The 17,704-nt window shown below is 45.4% G+C and carries 15 protein-coding genes; 9 read left to right on the top strand and 6 right to left on the bottom strand.

Going from position 1 to position 17,704, the window contains the following annotated elements; all coding sequences use genetic code 11:
• The first annotated feature begins 48 nt into the window (after positions 1 to 48).
• From D5366_RS09850 to D5366_RS09830, 7 genes are all read left to right on the top strand, one after another.
• Positions 49 to 2,379, top strand: a complete 2,331-nt coding sequence (locus tag D5366_RS09850; protein ID WP_141493423.1) for a TonB-dependent receptor — start codon at positions 49 to 51, stop codon at positions 2,377 to 2,379.
• 55 nt (positions 2,380 to 2,434) lie between these two features.
• Positions 2,435 to 3,715, top strand: coding sequence for a cation:dicarboxylate symporter family transporter (locus D5366_RS09845; protein ID WP_141493421.1), 1,281 nt, complete (start codon positions 2,435 to 2,437; stop codon positions 3,713 to 3,715).
• A gap of 88 nt (positions 3,716 to 3,803) precedes the next feature.
• On the top strand, positions 3,804 to 4,766 hold the full coding sequence (locus D5366_RS09840; RefSeq protein WP_141493419.1) for an Ldh family oxidoreductase: 963 nt from the start codon (positions 3,804 to 3,806) through the stop codon (positions 4,764 to 4,766).
• Positions 4,767 to 4,876: 110 nt separating this feature from the next.
• Positions 4,877 to 5,926 carry a thiamine pyrophosphate-binding protein gene (locus tag D5366_RS12055; protein WP_240775245.1) on the top strand — a complete coding sequence of 350 codons (1,050 nt, stop codon included), beginning with the start codon at positions 4,877 to 4,879 and terminating at the stop codon, positions 5,924 to 5,926.
• 97 nt (positions 5,927 to 6,023) lie between these two features.
• Positions 6,024 to 6,593, top strand: a complete 570-nt coding sequence (locus D5366_RS12050) for a thiamine pyrophosphate-dependent enzyme (RefSeq protein WP_338036360.1) — start codon at positions 6,024 to 6,026, stop codon at positions 6,591 to 6,593.
• Positions 6,594 to 6,677: 84 nt separating this feature from the next.
• Positions 6,678 to 6,866: a hypothetical protein gene (locus tag D5366_RS12180; RefSeq protein WP_338036359.1), complete on the top strand. Its 189-nt coding sequence runs from the start codon at positions 6,678 to 6,680 to the stop codon at positions 6,864 to 6,866.
• Between the two features lie 8 nt (positions 6,867 to 6,874).
• Positions 6,875 to 7,717, top strand: a complete 843-nt coding sequence (locus tag D5366_RS09830; protein WP_338036358.1) for a zinc-binding dehydrogenase — start codon at positions 6,875 to 6,877, stop codon at positions 7,715 to 7,717.
• A gap of 47 nt (positions 7,718 to 7,764) precedes the next feature.
• On the opposite strand, the gene D5366_RS09825 is transcribed toward D5366_RS09830, so the two are convergent.
• Both D5366_RS09825 and D5366_RS09820 read right to left on the bottom strand, forming a co-directional pair.
• A complete protein-coding gene (locus tag D5366_RS09825; RefSeq protein WP_141493418.1) occupies positions 7,765 to 8,862 on the bottom strand; it encodes a thioredoxin family protein in 1,098 nt (365 codons plus the stop codon).
• Positions 8,863 to 8,978: 116 nt separating this feature from the next.
• A complete protein-coding gene (locus tag D5366_RS09820) occupies positions 8,979 to 9,593 on the bottom strand; it encodes a YitT family protein (RefSeq protein WP_141493416.1) in 615 nt (204 codons plus the stop codon).
• Positions 9,594 to 9,618: 25 nt separating this feature from the next.
• Between D5366_RS09820 and D5366_RS09815 the strand changes: the two genes are divergently transcribed.
• Positions 9,619 to 10,716, top strand: coding sequence for a LysR family transcriptional regulator (locus D5366_RS09815; protein ID WP_141493414.1), 1,098 nt, complete (start codon positions 9,619 to 9,621; stop codon positions 10,714 to 10,716).
• 42 nt (positions 10,717 to 10,758) lie between these two features.
• Here D5366_RS09815 and hydA read toward each other — a convergent pair whose 3' ends face one another.
• The gene (gene hydA, locus D5366_RS09810; RefSeq protein ID WP_141493412.1) at positions 10,759 to 12,141 is read right to left on the bottom strand and encodes a dihydropyrimidinase; all 1,383 of its coding nucleotides are present in this window, start codon (positions 12,139 to 12,141) and stop codon (positions 10,759 to 10,761) included.
• A 128-nt stretch (positions 12,142 to 12,269) separates the two neighbouring features.
• Between hydA and D5366_RS09805 the strand changes: the two genes are divergently transcribed.
• The gene (locus D5366_RS09805; RefSeq protein ID WP_141493411.1) at positions 12,270 to 13,691 is read left to right on the top strand and encodes an NCS1 family nucleobase:cation symporter-1; all 1,422 of its coding nucleotides are present in this window, start codon (positions 12,270 to 12,272) and stop codon (positions 13,689 to 13,691) included.
• A 36-nt stretch (positions 13,692 to 13,727) separates the two neighbouring features.
• On the opposite strand, the gene D5366_RS09800 is transcribed toward D5366_RS09805, so the two are convergent.
• The 3 genes from D5366_RS09800 to D5366_RS09790 are packed head-to-tail and all read right to left on the bottom strand — an operon-like array spanning position 13,728 to position 17,650.
• On the bottom strand, positions 13,728 to 14,981 hold the full coding sequence (locus tag D5366_RS09800; protein ID WP_170211079.1) for a M20 family metallo-hydrolase: 1,254 nt from the start codon (positions 14,979 to 14,981) through the stop codon (positions 13,728 to 13,730).
• Positions 14,982 to 15,028: 47 nt separating this feature from the next.
• Complete coding sequence (gene preA / locus D5366_RS09795) at positions 15,029 to 16,297, bottom strand: NAD-dependent dihydropyrimidine dehydrogenase subunit PreA (RefSeq protein ID WP_141493407.1); 1,269 nt, start codon at positions 16,295 to 16,297, stop codon at positions 15,029 to 15,031.
• 18 nt (positions 16,298 to 16,315) lie between these two features.
• Positions 16,316 to 17,650, bottom strand: a complete 1,335-nt coding sequence (locus tag D5366_RS09790; RefSeq protein WP_141493405.1) for an NAD(P)-dependent oxidoreductase — start codon at positions 17,648 to 17,650, stop codon at positions 16,316 to 16,318.
• Between the last annotated feature and the right edge of the window lie 54 nt (positions 17,651 to 17,704).

Raw genomic sequence — 17,704 nt, 5'->3', positions numbered from 1 at the left:
AGATTAGTATGCAAGGAAACCAAGTGATTTATACCCTCCGGAGAATGTATGTTGTTGGCCAAGACTGTGAAAAAATTTCAAATTTCTTCTTTAAAAACAATTCTTTTAGCCACAACCTTCGCCACGGTTCAGGGTCAGATTGTTTGTGCACATGCGGAAGCGAGGTCAGCTAAAACTATTGATAAGAGCCTGACCCAACCGCACGCTCGATTACACTCTGCAACAGCAAAGACCGAGGAAACGGTGCAGGTTGTCGTTCGGAGAGGTGTAACTAGTGCGGGCCAACATAATGCTCACTCTGAAACAGTTCTCTCTCGTCAGGAATTGCAGAATCGTAACGTACGCCAATTAACCGATATCGTGCGTGTGGCCCCCAATCTAACTATTCAGCCCAGTTTTGGCAGTGCCGCGCTTAATTTTGCGCTACGCGGGGTTGGACTGATGGATTTCACGCAGAATAATACGCCGTCGGTCATGCCTTATGTGGATGGAATTGCATACCCTGTAAGCATTATGACGACAGGCATGCTCTTTGACATGGACGATATTTCAGTCGCTCCCGGTGCCTCAGGTTTCACTCATGGCCAATCAACTACAGGCGGAGAAATTAATTTTCATACAGGAGACCCAACACAGACATTGCATGCTGGCCTAACTGAAGACTTCGCCAGCTATGGACGCAATAGAGTAGAAGGCTTCGTTTCAGGCCCCCTCTCTCCTAAAGTTTCTTATCGCATTGCTGGGCAATCCCTTACCGGCGGAGGGTTTCAAAACAACGGCCAAGGGTCTGGTTACGGCAATAGTAATATTGGCGCTTTACGCGGTAAATTACGTTGGCAGCTAGACGAAAAAACTCGCCTCGATTTCGGAGGACACTGGACCACTGACCAGTCTGAATCCTCATCTGGGCATAACCTCTACAACGCCTATGGTATACCTGTAACAAATAATATTTACGAAACTGCTTGGGGACTAGACCCGCGTTTCGCAAAGATAATCGGGATTAATGCCAACAACAGCAAACCGCGTGAAGACAATCTCTTTTGGGGAGCCAACGTGCGCTTTACCAAAGAATTTGGCGCTGCACGTCTATGGACACAAAGCGCGTATGAGATGGTTGATGAACACGAACTGACTAATCAGACAAACTCCGTCAAGTCTTACGGAAACATGTTTCGTAATAACCAGAGTAATGTTTTCTCTCAAGAAGTGAAGTTAGAATCCCTTGATCCAAGAGCTCGTTTCCACTGGGAACTGGGCATGTATTACAGTCGCTCTCGTATGGCTCAAAACTTCTGGTACGACAGCTCTGATCGTCCCGGAACAACTCCACTAAACAAGACTTCGTATCGCCAAAACCAACAGAACTTTAATCAATATGCTCAAGTTACTTATAAATTATTGCAAAAATTAACGCTTATAGGTGCCATCAATCATGAATCAGATGACCGCCGCATGCTTAATGTAACGAGCACTAATATCGACCTAAATACAGGGCTGCCAACTTCGTCTGTAAATTATGGAAACTCTGGCGCATTAACAAACCAATTTGGCGGTAGGCTTGGGATGCAGTACCAAATCAAGCCGAATATTATGGGTTATGCAATTTTCTCTAAAGGCTTCAAACCAGGTGGTTTCTCTGCAAACATAACTCAAAACGCTAACCAATTACGCCCATTCAAGCCCGAAACTGTCCTCACATATGAGGGCGGCTTCAAATCCATGCTTTTCGATCGCCGTTTGCGCTTCAACGCAGCGGGGTTTTACTATGACTACCGTGACCAACAACTGCTTGGCAGTATTTTAGTGCCCCCATACGGAGTGCTGGGAGGGTATGTGAATGCCCCGCGCTCCTACATCTATGGCGCCGAATTTGATATGGAAGCACATCCAATAAGAGGACTGACCCTCACTCAAAACTTTGGGTATCAAAATGGCAAATACACAATGTTTCAAAGTCTAAATCGTAGCGCCACTACAGCTCAGTTTGCGGCGACAGGCACATGGTCACCTGTCTATACAAATTATAGCGGCTACAATATGGGGCTTGCCAATCTGACACTTGCAGGTGCCGCCGTTTACACCTTACCAGTCTTAAAAGATTATCACTTAACTTTTGACGTCGACTACAATTACCGTGGTGCACAAACACAACCTCAGCACATCGGTGACCGTGGTATTTATCGCGCTCCTGCTTATTTTCTGATTAATTCCTTTTTGACACTCTCTGCCCCCAAACAACACTGGTCTCTTACAGTTTATGGGCAAAATCTTGCAGGTCGCAGGTATTGGCTATCGGGGGGAACGCAAGCGACATTTTATGGCGTAATTCCTGGCCTACCACGCTTTGTTGGCGCAAAAATCAATTTAACGTATTGATGATGTTAGCAGTTTTAACTTTGCCTAAATGCCTAACTTCAAAGAGATGACTTATATGAAAAATTATAAAATTTACTCTTACCGGCCCGGCATATTCGTACAAGTTATCGCTGCGACCATTGGGGCATTATTCTTCGGCATATTTGCCCCCAACTACGCACACGATTTTCATTGGTTGACCGATTTATTTTTACGGTTGATCATGATGGCTGTAGGGCCTTTATTATTTTGTATTGTTGTGAGCGGCATTACAGATGCTGGCTCCCTTTCCGCCCTAGGACGCTTGGGCGGAAGAACATTAATTTACTTTGAAGTAATGACTACCCTCGTCCTTGGGTTATCTCTGTGCGGGGCTTTTATATTACATCCAGGCCACGGCATGCATTATACGCCCAGCCCTGACGATGCTGGTATTGTCGCCAGTTATGTTGCAAATGCACACAAAGTTAGCGGGCAAGGCATAACCGGATTCATTTTAGGCATCGTGCCACGCTCACCCGTTGCAGCATTTACAGACGGCAATACTCTTCAAATTCTATTTTTTGCGATTTTAACTGGCTGTTGCCTAACAAAAATTGGCGAAACAGGAAAACCGATCACGCAACTGATTAACAGCTTATCTGTATTATTTTCTCAAATGGTAAAAATAATTATCAAACTTGCCCCCCTAGGAGTATTTGGCGCCATATATTTAACGGTTGCCGAATATGGAATTCACTCCATTTCAATTTTAATAAAATTTATTGTTTATTATTCATTATTTATATCCCTATTCATAGCCATAATTTTAGGCGGAATTTTAAAAATTTTCGGCATAAATCCAGTAAAATTTGCTCGTTACTTTAGGGAAGAAATATTGATCGTAACGGCCACTACAAGCTCAGATTCAGTTTTACCTAGTATAATGACAAAATTAGAGAGACTTGGGGTTCCTCGCCAGATTGTAGGCGTCGTTGTTCCGGCTGGTTATTCATTAAACCTAGACGCCCTTTCAATTTATCTGGGCTTTTCTCTAATTTTCATTCTAGATGTCTCCGATACATCCCTGAACTGGATACAATTTATATCCATACTTGCTACTGCTCTTATTACATCAAAAGGAGCACATGGTGTGCCAGGGGTTGCTATCGTCGTTTTAGCAGCAACCATAGCGTCTGTTCCCACCATTCCCCTCTCTTGCTTAGTCCTTCTCATCGCTGTCGATTGGTTTAGCGGTATCCCTCGCGCCTTGGGTAATTTAGCAGGAAACTGCGTGGCGCCCATCGTTATTTCCGCTTGGGAAGGCAAACTGGACCGCAAAATGGTTCAAAACGCATTGAGCCAGCTAGATCGATAAGGCCCAATAAATCGTGACACACCCCGCAAAATTTCCTGAATCTACAATAGCCAGCGCTTGCGAACACAAACTAATCACATCAGGAGCGATGCTTAATGATGCTCAGGACACCGTCAGAGCTCTTATGCACGCCTCACGATTGGGCGTTGACAGCCACGGGATACGCTTGACGCGCTACTATTGCGATATGCTGACTAAAGGCGGCGTAAACAAGTCACCATCTCGCCTGTTTGAACAGACAGCCCCCTCTACTGGCCGTCTTAACGCTGATTTTGGTTTGGCACATTCATCATCGTATCAAGCGATGAGGGAAGCCATAAATTTAGCGCGAGTTACGGGAATAGGTGCCGTTACAGTTCATCATTCCACGCATTTTGGGGCAGCAGGTGCCTATGCGCTTGAAGCTGCCGAGCTGGGATTTGTCGGCCTGGTCTTCAGCAATTCCGATCCAGCAGTAGCGCTCTCCGGTGGATCACAGCCTTTCCACGGAACTAACCCTTTGGCAATGGCTGCTCCTGTTCAAAACGCGAAACCGTGGCTACTCGATATGTCCACCTCTTCCATTCCCTTTAATCGCGTAAAGCTCAATCGCAGCTTGGATTTACCCTTACCTGCAGAAGTCGCTTTAGATAGTGAAGGACAACCAACGCAAAACGCGTTAGCAGCACGCTTTCTCCAACCCTTAGGTGGGCTGAACTACGGCTATAAAGGCGCTGCTTTGGCCGGCATGGTAACAATTCTAGCAGGAATTCTCGCGGGAGCAGACCCTGACCCTCTCATGGCATCCACAGATCAAGCCCAGAAGGGTGAAAAAAGGCAAAACGTGGGTCACATGATGATTGCACTCAATCCAGCACACTTTGTCGGACAAAAAAACTTTGAATCTGGCCTGGCAGTTTATCTTGAGTTGTTACGTGCCAGCCCCACCACCAGCGCTGACAAAACTCTTCTTGCACCAGGTGATAAAGAATGGGCTGAATATGAACACCGGAAGAAATTCGGTATTCCTGTTGACCGTGATACTGAATTATTTCTGGAAATAAAATATTGATTTATTATTTTTATAATAATCACATTCGTGTGCATTTTTAGAAATATTTTTCCTTTTAATTGAAAGACTATACCACCACACCTAAATTCCCTGTTAAAGGGGACACCAGAATGAAGCAAACAATCGCTCAAAAAATGGTACGCATCTTTTCAGAAGCGGGAGCCAAGCATTGTTACGGTGTCCCAGGCGATACTTTGAATTATTTTACAGATGCCATAAGGACAAGTAGCATTAGTTTTGTCCACATGCGTCACGAGGAAGCGGGCGCTTTTGCAGCAGGGGCAGAAGCCTTATTAGCAGATAGATTGACTTTGTGTGCCGGCTCTTGCGGCCCCGGAAGCCTTCATTTCATCAACGGCCTTTGGGAAACCAACCGAAACCGCGCCCCCGTCGTGCTTATCGCAAGTCAGATTGCTCGTGATCAATTAGGATTTGAATTCCCGCAAGAAGTCGACTTCAAGAAGATTTATGACGCCGGCACCGTCTTCTGTGAAGAAATTCGTACCCCCGCTCAAGCAGAACGCATGACTGTTATGGCTATACAGGCCGCAATTGCCAGGCGTGGTGTAGCGGTTTTGATAGTCCCTTCCGACATTTTTTCAGCAACAATAGAGGGGTCAGCTGGGTTTAAACCCCATATCGCACGGCCAGTAAGTCAGCCTCACCCAGAAGAGCTGCAAGCCGTCGCTGAACTCTTAAATTCAGGAACGAACATTACAATATATGGTGGGTCAGGTTGTGCTGAGGGCCACCACGAAGTTATCGCCCTTGCTGAGAAATTAAAATCTCCTCTCGCTCGAACATCACGCGCTAAAGACTGGCTAGAGCACGACAACCCTTTTGATGTTGGAATGACAGGCGTTCTAGGCACACGAGGGGGTTTGCACGCGGTTTCTGAGTGCGATACATTATTACTACTTGGCTGCGACTTTGCGTGGTCACAATATTACCCCCATCAAGCGAATATAATCCAAATAGATATAGATCCGGTCCATCTCGGAAGGAGACATCCGATTGAGTTGGGGGTGGCAGGCGATATTAAAACAACTATTTCAGCCTTGCTCCCCCTCATAAAAGACCGTTCAGATAGAACCTTTTTGGATAAATGCTTATCCGTAGCAAACGAAGCGGAAAAAAAAACTAAATGCACGCGCTGTTGATGGAAAAAAAGGAGTAATACACCCACAATACTTAACCCATTTAATAGGAAAATATAGCGCGTCTGATGCTATTTTTACAGCCGATGGCGGATCGCCGATGGTATGGATGTTACGGCATATCCCCTCCACAGGGGCCAACAGAACCCTCACAAGCCTTTCTCACGGCACAATGGCAAATGCAATGCCGCAAGCACTTGGGGCACAGAAAGCTTTTCCTGAGCGTCAGGTGATAGCGCTCTCAGGAGATGGTGGGCTTGCAATGCTACTCGGCGACCTTTTAACCACCATTCAAGAAAAATTACCTATAAAAGTAGTTGTATTCAATAATAGCTCTCTCAATTTTGTTGAACTTGAAATGAAAGTTGAAGGTTTGTTAGACAGCTACACCAACCTCGTCAATCCTGACTTCAGTAAAGTAGCGGAAGCAATTGGATTGTGGAGTCATCGCGTCGAAAAGCCCGAAGACCTTGAGGCTGCCGTTCAAACATTTTTGTCCATCCCCGGACCTGCTCTGCTAGACGTTGTAACTAACCAGTACGAGCTTGTTATGCCGCCCGATATCCATACAAGCCAAGTTGCACATATGGCCCTCTACACTGCCAAAGGCCTAATTGACGGGAGAGCAAAAGATATTACAAATTTATTTGATAATATTATAAGAAAATAAGTATGTATTCTCAAAATCTTGATTTTGATTTTTATTGTAGTTAATTATTATCAACTTGGTATTATCTTGCCAAGGATTAAGAAGATGGTTGAGCTCTTACAGCCAAAGCTTACTAAGGCTCTCGTTATCCACCATCAAGACGATCTCCGCCTTGATACTTTACCAGTTACAGCTCCCAGCGCAGACGAAGCTATTATTCGCTTATCTTGGGGCGGTATTTGTGGTTCAGACATGCATTATTTTGCCCACGGGGGGTCGGTACTTCTGTTTTAAAAGAGCCGATGATCCTAGGCCACGAAGTTTCAGGAGTGGTTGAAAGCCTCGGTACTGCCAACGCGCACTTTAAAATTGGAGATGCTGTTGCCATCCATCCAGCTCTTCCATGTGGTAAGTGCCCCGAATGCCTCAGAAAAGCAGAGCATCTATGCCGTCATATGCGTTTTTTTGGCAGTGCTGCCCTCACCCCTCACACAAATGGTGGTTTTCGTGAACACATGACGGTGAACCTGTCGCAACTCTTCAAACTGCCTGAAAACTTGGATCTACAGACAGCATGCCTTGCTGAACCACTCTCGGTTGCCCTGCATGCCATCGTACGAGCAGGAGACGTCAAAGGCAGAAACATTATGGTACAGGGCGCTGGCCCTATAGGTGCCCTTATTGTTGCCGGCCTCAAAGTCGCAGGAGCGAAAACGATTATCGCAACGGACTTACAAGATTTCCCCCTTGAGACTGCACGCCACCTAGGAGCAACTGCTACTTTTAATACAGCGCATAGTGTCCACGACAATGAATATGACATTGTCTTTGAAGCGACAGGAGTACCAAAAGCTTTTGAGAGCGCTGTCAAATGCACACAAAAAGGCGGAGTACTCGTCCAAGTTGGTATGTTCCCACCCGGTGAGGTTTCTGTTCCGTTATCCCAAATAATTTCTCGCGAAATAGATTACCGAGGAACCTTTCGTTTCAACCGAGAGTTCGGCAATGCTTTAACGATATTATCTCAGAATCCCTGGATTGCTTCAGGGCTAATTACACAGACGTTCCCTTTAGATAAATATAGCGACGCATTTAAAGTATGCGCCAATCGTAAAATATCTTCAAAAGTTCTTTTAGAAATCTAAAACCATCATTACTTTGGGCACGAATTTTACTTCGTGCCCATTTTTATTTACCCAAAAGTAAAAGAGTAAGCTTCCACTCCTGGGCTATCAAAACGGATTTCGAACGTATGGTCTGTTACAGAACCTTTTTGACGAACTAATTGATACAAGCGCGTTTCAGAGACGACGCCCTTCCCATCAGGGCCTGTGTCTACCCCATGATCTGCCCCAGGGGCTTTTCCATCTATCAATACTTGAAAATGCACAGGTGAGGTACCGCTGACACGCCCTAATACCAAATGTAGGTCTCGAGCATGAAATCTATAAGCAATAGTACCCTGCTGTTTGTCGAGAATAACCTTATCGGGATTAACAGTCCAGGTTCCCTGAAGTCCCCATTGATTCAAAGCTAAAGCAGGCAAGCTGTAATCGCTACTCACCTCAGCACGTAAATCGGAAGCTGACACAAAACCAGCCTGCCTATCATACCCCAGATAAGTCTCGGCAGAGCCAATATCGTCCAAATCAGGCGGCGCCTCGGCGCCCTCCCCCAATGCGATACCGTCTTTCCCCTCCGTACCAGCGATAGATCCTCGCTCTGAAAGCAAAGCCTGAATGACACGTTCAGACAAGTCGTAGTTGCCCTCACCATATTGATGGTGGCGGATGCGCCCTTGTGCATCAATGAAGTATAAAGCGGGCCAATAATGGTTATTGAAAGCGTCCCAAATGCGCCGGTCGCTATCAACAGCCACGGGGTAAGTTATGCCCTCACGGTCAATTGCGTGTTTGATGTTATCTATATTGGTCTCAAAGCGGAACTCAGGCGTATGAACGCCAATAACGACAAGGCCTTGGCTTTGATATTTCTTTTCCCAAGCCTTGATATAAGGAGCTTCGCGCAGGCAATTGATGCACGAATACGTCCAAAAATCGACCAACACCACTTTTCCCCGCAATTGCCGGGCACTCAGAGGAGAAGAATTGAGCCAGCTCGTCGCCCCATCCAATGAAGGCAAAGTTCCTTCAATTTGCAAAAAAGGTTCATTTTCCGAGGCTAAAGCAAAGCTGGACAGACCGCCCAATGCGCATGAGAGACCAAGCATGAAAGCTAGCAAGGCCCTCTTACTACCCAAGCTTTTTATCGTACTAGAAACGCCAAGCATAGCTTCTTCCTCTTCTCTGTTCTTCTTCAGAGCCCTGCCCCCTCAAACACGCGCCCAAAGAATTGGTTCATTCATCAAAAAACGGAAATTTATAACAGCAGATAATAGTCTTTTGTTTAGTGAGCCACATAACGACCGTCTTTATGATAAGCAATCAAAACGCTACTCATAGCCAAAGCGCTTAGTACTGATAGTATAAATTTATCAAAATTTAAAAAAAATGCAGACATTGTTAAAATAATACAGTCCATTATTATTTGCACTCTACCTGCATTAATTCCATAAGTTTTTTGCAACCAAAGTGACATTATTCCTGTACCACCGACACCCGCGCGGTGTCTGGCCAAACATAGGATACCCAAGCCAATCATTGTTCCCCCAAAAAGCGACGCAAAAACGGGTTGGACATAAGATAAAGCAATGACATGGGGCATCTGGGAAGCAGCAACTGTAACCCCGACACTCGCAATTGCCGTACGTAAAGCGAAAGAAAAACTCATTGCCCGCGCTGCAAATAACAGGAAAGGAAGGTTAATCAGTGTAAACAAATTTCCAGGAGCAACAGGAACAAAATAAGAAAGAAGAAGTGAAATACCTGCCATTCCGCCGGTCACTAATCCTGCTTTATGGAGGCACATAATGCCCATAACGATCAATCCACAACCAATAAAAAAGGCGAATACATCTTCCAATAGAGAATGACGCAAAGAAATTGACACGTTTTTCGACATTTTACCATTATTTCAAGAGTAATAGATGGAGCTACACATCATTCTTCACTTGACGCACTGGATCTCACTAGGAAGCCTGAACCTCATGTTCAGCTGGATAATTTTGCTGTTCCATCACCATAGAGAGTCCGACTGCGAAGAATGCTTTCCCTCTACAATTATTTTCTTTTATAATATAATATCATTTTTGAATACAAAACATAGGCAAAACGTTATGACAAATCCACAGATAACATTCAGAGAGTTATCGCATTTTCTGACTGTGATCTGCCAAGGTGGTTTTGTAAAAGCTAGCCAAGCCCTTAACGTTAGCCAACCGTCCATTAGTCAAAGTATAAAAAACCTTGAACACAAAATTGGGGCGCAACTCGTTATCAGGGACCGTAAATCCCTTTCACTAACCGAAAAAGGCCAGATTTTCCGCCGTTATGCCGAGCGTACACTGAGAGAAGAAATTAATCTTCGCGAGCTGCTTTCCGAGGCAAAAAAATGTATTGAAGGACCACTAAGAGTGGCGGTTCCACCCGCAATCTCGTCAATTTGTTTTCCAAATATTATAGAAAGCTTCTGCGGAAAATATCCTGACGTCATGCTTGAAATTGACGAATGCCCCTCCGACCGCCTTATACCTCGCCTCAGATCGGGACAAACCGAAGCAGCAATGCTTATTTTACCAACTACGGAGAGAGATCTACAATTTCACTCCTTGGGTTGGGATAGTCTTTGTCTTTTAGTCCCCGAACAACATTCACTGGGTCATGCCGATTCATGCCATTTAAAAGCTATTCTTGAAGAGCGGGTGGTCTTACTCCGCGAGGATTTCAAAATTAACGCCTTTTTAAACCAAGCCTATGCTGAACATGCTGCAACCCCACGGGTTACTGGCAGAACAAGCGACATATACCTACTTATGGCTATGGTCCGAGCAGGTATGGGGATCGGAATTGTACCCTCCCTCTTATGCCAGAAAGATTGGATGACAGGCTTGAGAAAGCTAAGGCTATTGTCGCCTTCCATAACTTTTGAATTGGCCTTAGCGACCAGAAGGGATCATGTCCTCTCACCTGCTGGAGAAGCTTGGCGCGCCGAGTGTCACCAGCATTTTGCTTATCCCCAGCCATAAAATGACTCCCACTTGACATTCCTTAGGGTGTTCAGGCCCTTCTTATGCCTTGAATGAGGCCCTCTCGATATATTGCCCTGCGCCTCGTTCAGCACGTAAGACGCCATCATCCCAAACAATTTTTCCACGGCTGATTGTTTTTTTCGCAACACCAGTCACCGTTATACCCTCGTAGATATTGTAATCTACGTTCTGATGATGCGTTTTTGCAGAGATAGTCCTTGTTGACGCAGGATCCCACAACACTAAATCCGCATCTGCTCCCTCTCCTATTATACCTTTCCTAGTGTGCAGATTAAATATACGGGCTGTATTGGTTGAGGTCAGCGCTACAAATTGCTCCTGCGTGATTTTCTTTTGATTAACACCATAATGCCATAAAATACTCATACGATCCTCTATTCCAGGTACCCCGTTTGGGATCTTCGTAAAATCGTTGAGACCAACCTCTTTCTGTTTTGCGCAAAAACAACAATGGTCAGTAGCCGTCGTCTGTAATTGACCGGATGACAAACCTCCCCAAAGAGCCTCTTGGTGTGATTGGTCGCGAAATGGTGGGCTCATGACGTAACGTGCGGCTGATAACCAATCAGGAGATTGGTATACACTCTCGTCAAATATTAAATGCTGCGGGAGAACTTCCCCATATACTGGCTGCCCCCTCAAACGAGCCTCTGCGATTGCCAGAGCTGCTTGGCGTGTGGAGACGTGAACTATATAAAGCGGGGTATGGCTAATGGCAGCGAGCGCTATTGCCCTTTGAGCAGCCTCCCCCTCTATCGTATCCGGGCGAGACAACGGATGTGCCTCTGGCCCAGTACTTCCCCTTTCCAGCAAAGATTGCTGGAGAAACGATATTACGTCTCCGTTCTCCGCGTGTACGGTACAAACCGCGCCTAAATCGGATGCTCTATGCAATGACTTAAGAAAAATTTCGTCATTCACCATCAACGCATTTTTATAAGCCATAAAGTGCTTGAAAGAATTAACACCGCACTCCCGGACCAGTGTACCCATATCTTGAGAGACTTTTTCATCCCAATGCGTGACAGCAACATGGAAGCCATAATCTGTTGCCGATTTTTCTGCTTTCCTGCGCCATTCACGCCACGCACCAAACAAAGACTGCCCCACCTCCGGAATAACGAAATCAATAATACTGGTTGTGCCACCAGCTAAGCCTGCGGCGGTTCCTGTATAAAAATCATCGCTCGATGTAGTCCCCATGAATGGCATTTCCATGTGGGTATGGGGGTCAATTCCACCAGGCATGACGAGCAATCCATGCGCATCAACGATTTCACTACCAATGGGCGGTTCGATATCTTTTCGAACAGCGGCTATTTTTCCATCAGTCGTACATAATATGTCTGCGCTAAAACTTCTTTCAGATGTAACGACCGTACCACCCTTAATCAGAAGCATAACATCCCTTTCCTATCAAAAGGCATATGTGACTAATATCATTGTACAATCGAAACTGTAGAGCTAACCTCTCATCAGGGTCAATACATCGTTCGCTGCCGGCAAAGCCCGAAAACGAGGAAAGAGTTATGAAAAACACTCCGGAAACAAAACTAACCGGATGCCTCATCAATGCCGACTTAGCCCCAGTAACGGAGCGGAACTGGACGTGGAAAGACTTTCTGTTTCTTTGGATGTCAGACGTTCATAGTGTTGCGGGTTACATGACCATCGGTAGCCTCTTCCTAATGGGGCTTCCAGTTCTGAGCGTTTTAGTCGGGCTGCTCTTTGCGATCATCATCGTGCAGATCCTCTGCAATTTAATCGCTGTTCCTAGCCAAAAAACGGGAGCTCCCTTCCCCGTTATTATACGGGGTGCCTTTGGTGTATATGGTGCGATCATTCCAGCTTTAGTCCGTGGCATAATAGCAGTTGGCTGGTACGGCATTCAAACATGGCTTGCTTCTAATGCAGTCGTCCTGTTTATGGTCCGCTTGTTACCCTCATGGGCAGTTTTTAGTGATGTTCATAAGCATGGTTTTTTAGGCTTATCAGCTCTAGGCTGGGCCTCTTTCATATCCATTTGGCTGTTACAGCTTGTTGTTTTTTGGCGTGGAATGGAAGCAATTAGACGTTTTATAGACCTTGCAGGTCCCGCCATCTACATAACAATGATATTATTAGACGCTGTGCTGCTATACAAAACAAAAGGGCACATTCATTTTGCAAATTTTCAACACTCTACTAACGATCATCATTATTTATTGAATTTTTTCAGTGTTATTTCTCTGACAGTTGCATTTTTTTCTCCCATCATACTTAATTTTGGTGATTTCGCTCGTTATAGCCCCACAGTATCATCCATAAAAAAGGGTAACTTTTGGGGGCTACCAGTCAATTTTATGGCATTTTCCATCCTGTCGCTTATAACAATTTCACTAACTCAACCTATTTTTGGTGAACTCATCATTGATCCGGTTGAAACCGTAGCACGCTTGGACAATCAGACCATTGCCATTATCGGAATACTAACTTTTGTATTGGCTACCATTGGTATAAATATTTCTGCCAACTTCGTCTCAGCATCATTCGATTTTTCAAACATAGCCCCATCATCAATAAGCTGGCGTAAAGGAGGCATTATTGCGTCTTTCGGTGCGATAATTTTTACTCCTTGGAATTTATATGCAAGACCGGAATTAATTCATCTAACACTGGATATTTTAGGGCTTTTTATTGCACCTGTAACAGGTATTCTTATTTCAGAATACTATATTGTACAAAATAAATCCTTAGAAATAAACGATTTATATACCACAAATATTTACGGTAATTATTGGTACTTTTATGGATTTAATATAAAATCTATAATATCTCTCTTTTTATCAGTCGGCTTAGGTCTTGTCGTTGTATTCTTACCATATTTATCTTTCGCTCAAAATTTTACGTGGTTTATAGGATTCTTTTCCGGATTATTTTTACACTCTATTTTTATGCTTATTAAAAAATAAATTTAAGTAAGATGGGTAGTTAATTATCTACCCATCTTACTTAAATTTATTACCAAAAAACTCATCGGCCTTTAAAATACTGCCAAGTAAAACATTGGCACCAGCTTCTGCTTCGTATTCTGTTATACTCTCTTCTTCATTGTGGCTAAGCCCATCCTTGCACGGCACAAATATCATGGCCGTCGGTGCCAAACGGGCTACATAAGCAGCATCATGACCGGGCCCTGACACAATTGAATACGGGCTCAAGCCAATCTGCTCTGCCGCTTGCCGTACCAGTCCAACACAGCGCTCGTCAAAGCGCACTGCAGGTGCGTCCCATATTCGGCTTATGCTTAACAATACACCCATGTCGCTCGCTATATTTTCGAAGCAATCTATAAATTTCTTCTCTATCTCACACACAACAGCGTCGTCAGGATGACGAATGTCGACCGTAAAAAAAGTCTCTCCCGGCACCACATTATTGCTGTTAGGTCTATTCTCAAGCAAACCAACCGTCCCAACAGCTTCATGACCAAACCGCGCTACGACTTTAGCTAGTGCGACCACCATATGAGAAGCAGCCAGCAAAGCGTCCCGTCTCATATGCATCGGTGTGGAGCCAGCATGGGCGTCCTTTCCCCGAACAGTAACTTCGTACCACTTCATACCTTGAACACCAGAAACAGCTCCTATCACATTTTTTTCAGCCTCAAGGATTGGCCCTTGCTCAATGTGTAATTCAAAATAAGCCGTCATTGGGTGCCGGCCACACGGCTCTTCTCCCTTGTACCCTATCGCAACAAGTTCATCCCCGAAGCGGAAACCAGCACGATCACGTTTCTCTAGCACCTCGCTCTCTTCAAATACCCCTGCAAAAACGCCAGAGCACATCATAGGCGGAGAGAAACGAGAACCTTCCTCATTTGTCCAATTAATGATTTCTACCGGGTGCCGCGTGACATATCGGGCGTCTTCAAGCGCCCGAACAACCGCAACACCAGCCAAGACGCCTAGTATACCGTCAAATTTTCCTCCTGTTGGCTGTGTGTCCAGATGACTACCCATTGTAATAGGAGGTAGACTATCGTCTAACCCGGCCCTGCGCGCGAACATGTTACCCATGGTATCGACGGTTATCGAGCAACCAAGATCAGAGCATGTAGCTGCAAACCAGTCCCGAACAGCTCGATCTTCCGGTGTTAGTGTAAGGCGTTTGACCCCGCCTTTGGGCGTGCCACCAAACTGCGCTGTATATATCAAATCTGCCCAGAGTGCCTGAGCATCAATCCTTAAATTACCGTGCATCACTAACCACCATAAATTTGAGATAAATTCTAGGACCAGTGAATCTGTTAGGCTGAAATACGGTTGGGGTTTGACGGATGATTGGGCCAGGTTAACTCGCTATCCACAGCCTGCGGTAGCATGGTGATACAGTCATCAACCGGACAAACATGTGCGCATAAATTGCACCCTACGCAATCATCTTCTACGACTTGGTAATGCCGCCGATTGGCAAGATTTTGTTTGGAAATTGCTTGATGCGACGTGTCTTCACAAGCGATGTGGCAAAGACCACACCCAACACAAGCCTCTTGGTCGATACTCGCAACAGTCCGGAATTTCATATTTAGATTGTTCCATGGAACAAACTGCGACACAGCTCGCCCCACGACGGATTCAAGGCGATCATACCCCTTTTGATCCATCCAGTTCGATAATCCATCGATCATATCGTCGACGATGCGAAAACCATAATGCATAGCGGCTGTACAAACTTGAAGCGAGCTCGCTCCCATAGCTAAGAACTCCGCAGAATCACGCCAGTTGCTGATACCTCCGATACCGGAAATAGGCATTCCCGCCAGACGAGTATCTCTGGCGATCTCCCCAATCATTCTTAAAGCAATGGGTTTTACAGCTGGCCCGCAGTAACCACCATGCGTTCCCTTGCCTCCAACTACCGGCATAGGAGACATCAAATCCAAGTCTACTCCAATGACTGACTGTATAGTATTGATAAGAGATACGGCATCGGCTCCCCCCGCCTTTGCTGCATTAGCTGGCATCAGAATATTGGTAACATTAGGGGTAAGCTTTACTATAATTGGCATCTGCGTGTTCTGCTTGCACCACCTCGTAACCATTTCAACATATTCAGGAACTTGACCAACTGCCGCTCCCATATTCCGTTCTGACATCCCGTGCGGACAACCAAAATTAAGTTCAATACCATCCGCGCCAGTCCCCTCAATGATAGGTAGTATGGCAGTCCATTTTTCCTCTTCACACGGGACCATAAGGCTAACGACTACTGCGCGGTCAGGATACTCTCTCTTAACGCGTTTGATTTCAGCAATATTTGTTGCCAGCGGGCGATCTGAAATAAGTTCGATATTATTGAACCCAATCAAGCGCCGCCCCTCAAAACCAAGGGCTCCGTACCGCGAGCTCAAATTTACCACTGGAGGATCTTCGCCAAGGGTTTTCCATACAACTCCACCCCATCCAGCTTGAAAAGCGCGACGAACATTATACTCCTTGTCGGTTGGCGGGGCTGAAGCCAACCAAAAAGGGTTTGGAGATTTAATCCCGGCAAACACGGTTCTCAAATCGGCCATTATCTTCGTCCCTATCGTTTAAGAGGTGCTCAGTTCTTTATGGAGCGCTTCAGCAGCATTCCGACCGTCACGAACGGCCGCTACAGTGAGATCTTTCCCCATAGTGCAGTCTCCACCCGCATAGACAGACGGTAAGGAAGTACGTCCATTATTATCGACAACTATTCGTCCATCCCTTAAAAGAATTTGATCCTTGTCCACTGGTCCAGAAATAAAAGTTTGTCCTATTGCCTTCAAAATCATATCGGCAGGCAAGGTGTATTCAATACTTGAATAGTCTTCAATTTTATCAGAAGCATTATTATAAAATACAATGTTTTTTATTTTGCCATTTTCTATATTTATTTTTTTTAGTACAAACCAAAACTTAAGAATAACGCCATTTGTCTGCGCCCATTCTTGCTCTACTTTTGTCGCCGACATATGCTCAGCCCCGCGACGATAAACGAGGGTTACTTCATCCGCCCCTAAACGTTTAGCCTGTACAGCCGCATCAATTGCCGTATTCCCGCCTCCTATAACGACTACCCTCCTTCCGACAGGCACCTCGGACAAAACCTGTGAACGCAAAGTCTCTATAAACTCAACCGCATCCATAACACCGGGAGTGTCCTCTCCCTCCAAACCAAGCCTTCTAACACCTGCCAATCCTATGCCTAGAAAAACGCCATCATACTTATCTCTGAGCTCGGATAATGTGACCGTTTCACCTAAGGTGCTGTTTCCAGTAAAAGAAATTCCACCAATCTTCATCAGAAAATCAATTTCGTTTTGTGCGAAATTGTCTGCAAGTTTATATGCAGCAACACCGTATTGATTGAGGCCGCCTAGCGTGTCATGTCGATCAAATATTGTAACATCGTGGCCGTACGTCGCCAAACGGTGAGCGCACGCTAAACCAGCTGGCCCCGCCCCCACGACGGCTATTTTTTTGCCAGTTTCAGGAGCCCTTTGAAACGGATGCACATCCTGCTTCATCTGCCAGTCAGTAGCATAACGTTGTAAAGCTCCGATCCGGACCGGTTTGTTTGCTTCAATTGCCGTATGAACGCACTTTTGCTCGCAGAGAATTTCCGTCGGACAAACCCGCGCGCATGATCCACCTAATATGTTTGATTTTAAAATTGTGCGCGCCGCACCTGCTACATTATCTGAGGCTATAGCCTTGATAAAACGTGGAATATCTATGTCTGTGGGGCACGCCTCCACACAGGGAGCATCATAGCAATAAAAGCATCGATCTGCTTCCAATGCTGCTTGCTCGGAGGATAGTGCGGGATGTGCATCTGCAAAATTAGCGTTTAACGCTTCTTCGGATAACCGTCCGCATGCAATGTCGTTCCCCACGAGCACCTCCGGATATAATCCAATATCGATATCATAATGTTATGATATCGATATATTTTA

This window comes from Neokomagataea tanensis (genome assembly GCF_006542335.1).
Lineage (GTDB): Bacteria > Pseudomonadota > Alphaproteobacteria > Acetobacterales > Acetobacteraceae > Gluconobacter > Gluconobacter tanensis.
This window is presented reverse-complemented; position numbering and strand designations above follow the sequence as displayed.

What these genes read in the sequence shown, in the direction of transcription:
- preA (WP_141493407.1), bottom strand. Translation starts at nt 16,297, where the DNA reads ATGGCCGATTTGAGAACCGTGTTTGCCGGGATTAAATCTCCAAACCCT.
- D5366_RS09830 (WP_338036358.1), top strand. Translation starts at nt 6,875, where the DNA reads ATGATCCTAGGCCACGAAGTTTCAGGAGTGGTTGAAAGCCTCGGTACT.
- D5366_RS09805 (WP_141493411.1), top strand. Translation starts at nt 12,270, where the DNA reads ATGAAAAACACTCCGGAAACAAAACTAACCGGATGCCTCATCAATGCC.
- D5366_RS09850 (WP_141493423.1), top strand. Translation starts at nt 49, where the DNA reads ATGTTGTTGGCCAAGACTGTGAAAAAATTTCAAATTTCTTCTTTAAAA.
- D5366_RS12180 (WP_338036359.1), top strand. Translation starts at nt 6,678, where the DNA reads ATGGTTGAGCTCTTACAGCCAAAGCTTACTAAGGCTCTCGTTATCCAC.
- D5366_RS12055 (WP_240775245.1), top strand. Translation starts at nt 4,877, where the DNA reads ATGAAGCAAACAATCGCTCAAAAAATGGTACGCATCTTTTCAGAAGCG.
- D5366_RS09820 (WP_141493416.1), bottom strand. Translation starts at nt 9,593, where the DNA reads ATGTCGAAAAACGTGTCAATTTCTTTGCGTCATTCTCTATTGGAAGAT.
- D5366_RS09800 (WP_170211079.1), bottom strand. Translation starts at nt 14,981, where the DNA reads ATGCACGGTAATTTAAGGATTGATGCTCAGGCACTCTGGGCAGATTTG.
- D5366_RS09845 (WP_141493421.1), top strand. Translation starts at nt 2,435, where the DNA reads ATGAAAAATTATAAAATTTACTCTTACCGGCCCGGCATATTCGTACAA.
- D5366_RS12050 (WP_338036360.1), top strand. Translation starts at nt 6,024, where the DNA reads ATGGTATGGATGTTACGGCATATCCCCTCCACAGGGGCCAACAGAACC.
- D5366_RS09825 (WP_141493418.1), bottom strand. Translation starts at nt 8,862, where the DNA reads ATGCTTGGCGTTTCTAGTACGATAAAAAGCTTGGGTAGTAAGAGGGCC.
- D5366_RS09815 (WP_141493414.1), top strand. Translation starts at nt 9,619, where the DNA reads ATGGAGCTACACATCATTCTTCACTTGACGCACTGGATCTCACTAGGA.
- D5366_RS09840 (WP_141493419.1), top strand. Translation starts at nt 3,804, where the DNA reads ATGCTTAATGATGCTCAGGACACCGTCAGAGCTCTTATGCACGCCTCA.
- hydA (WP_141493412.1), bottom strand. Translation starts at nt 12,141, where the DNA reads ATGCTTCTGATTAAGGGTGGTACGGTCGTTACATCTGAAAGAAGTTTT.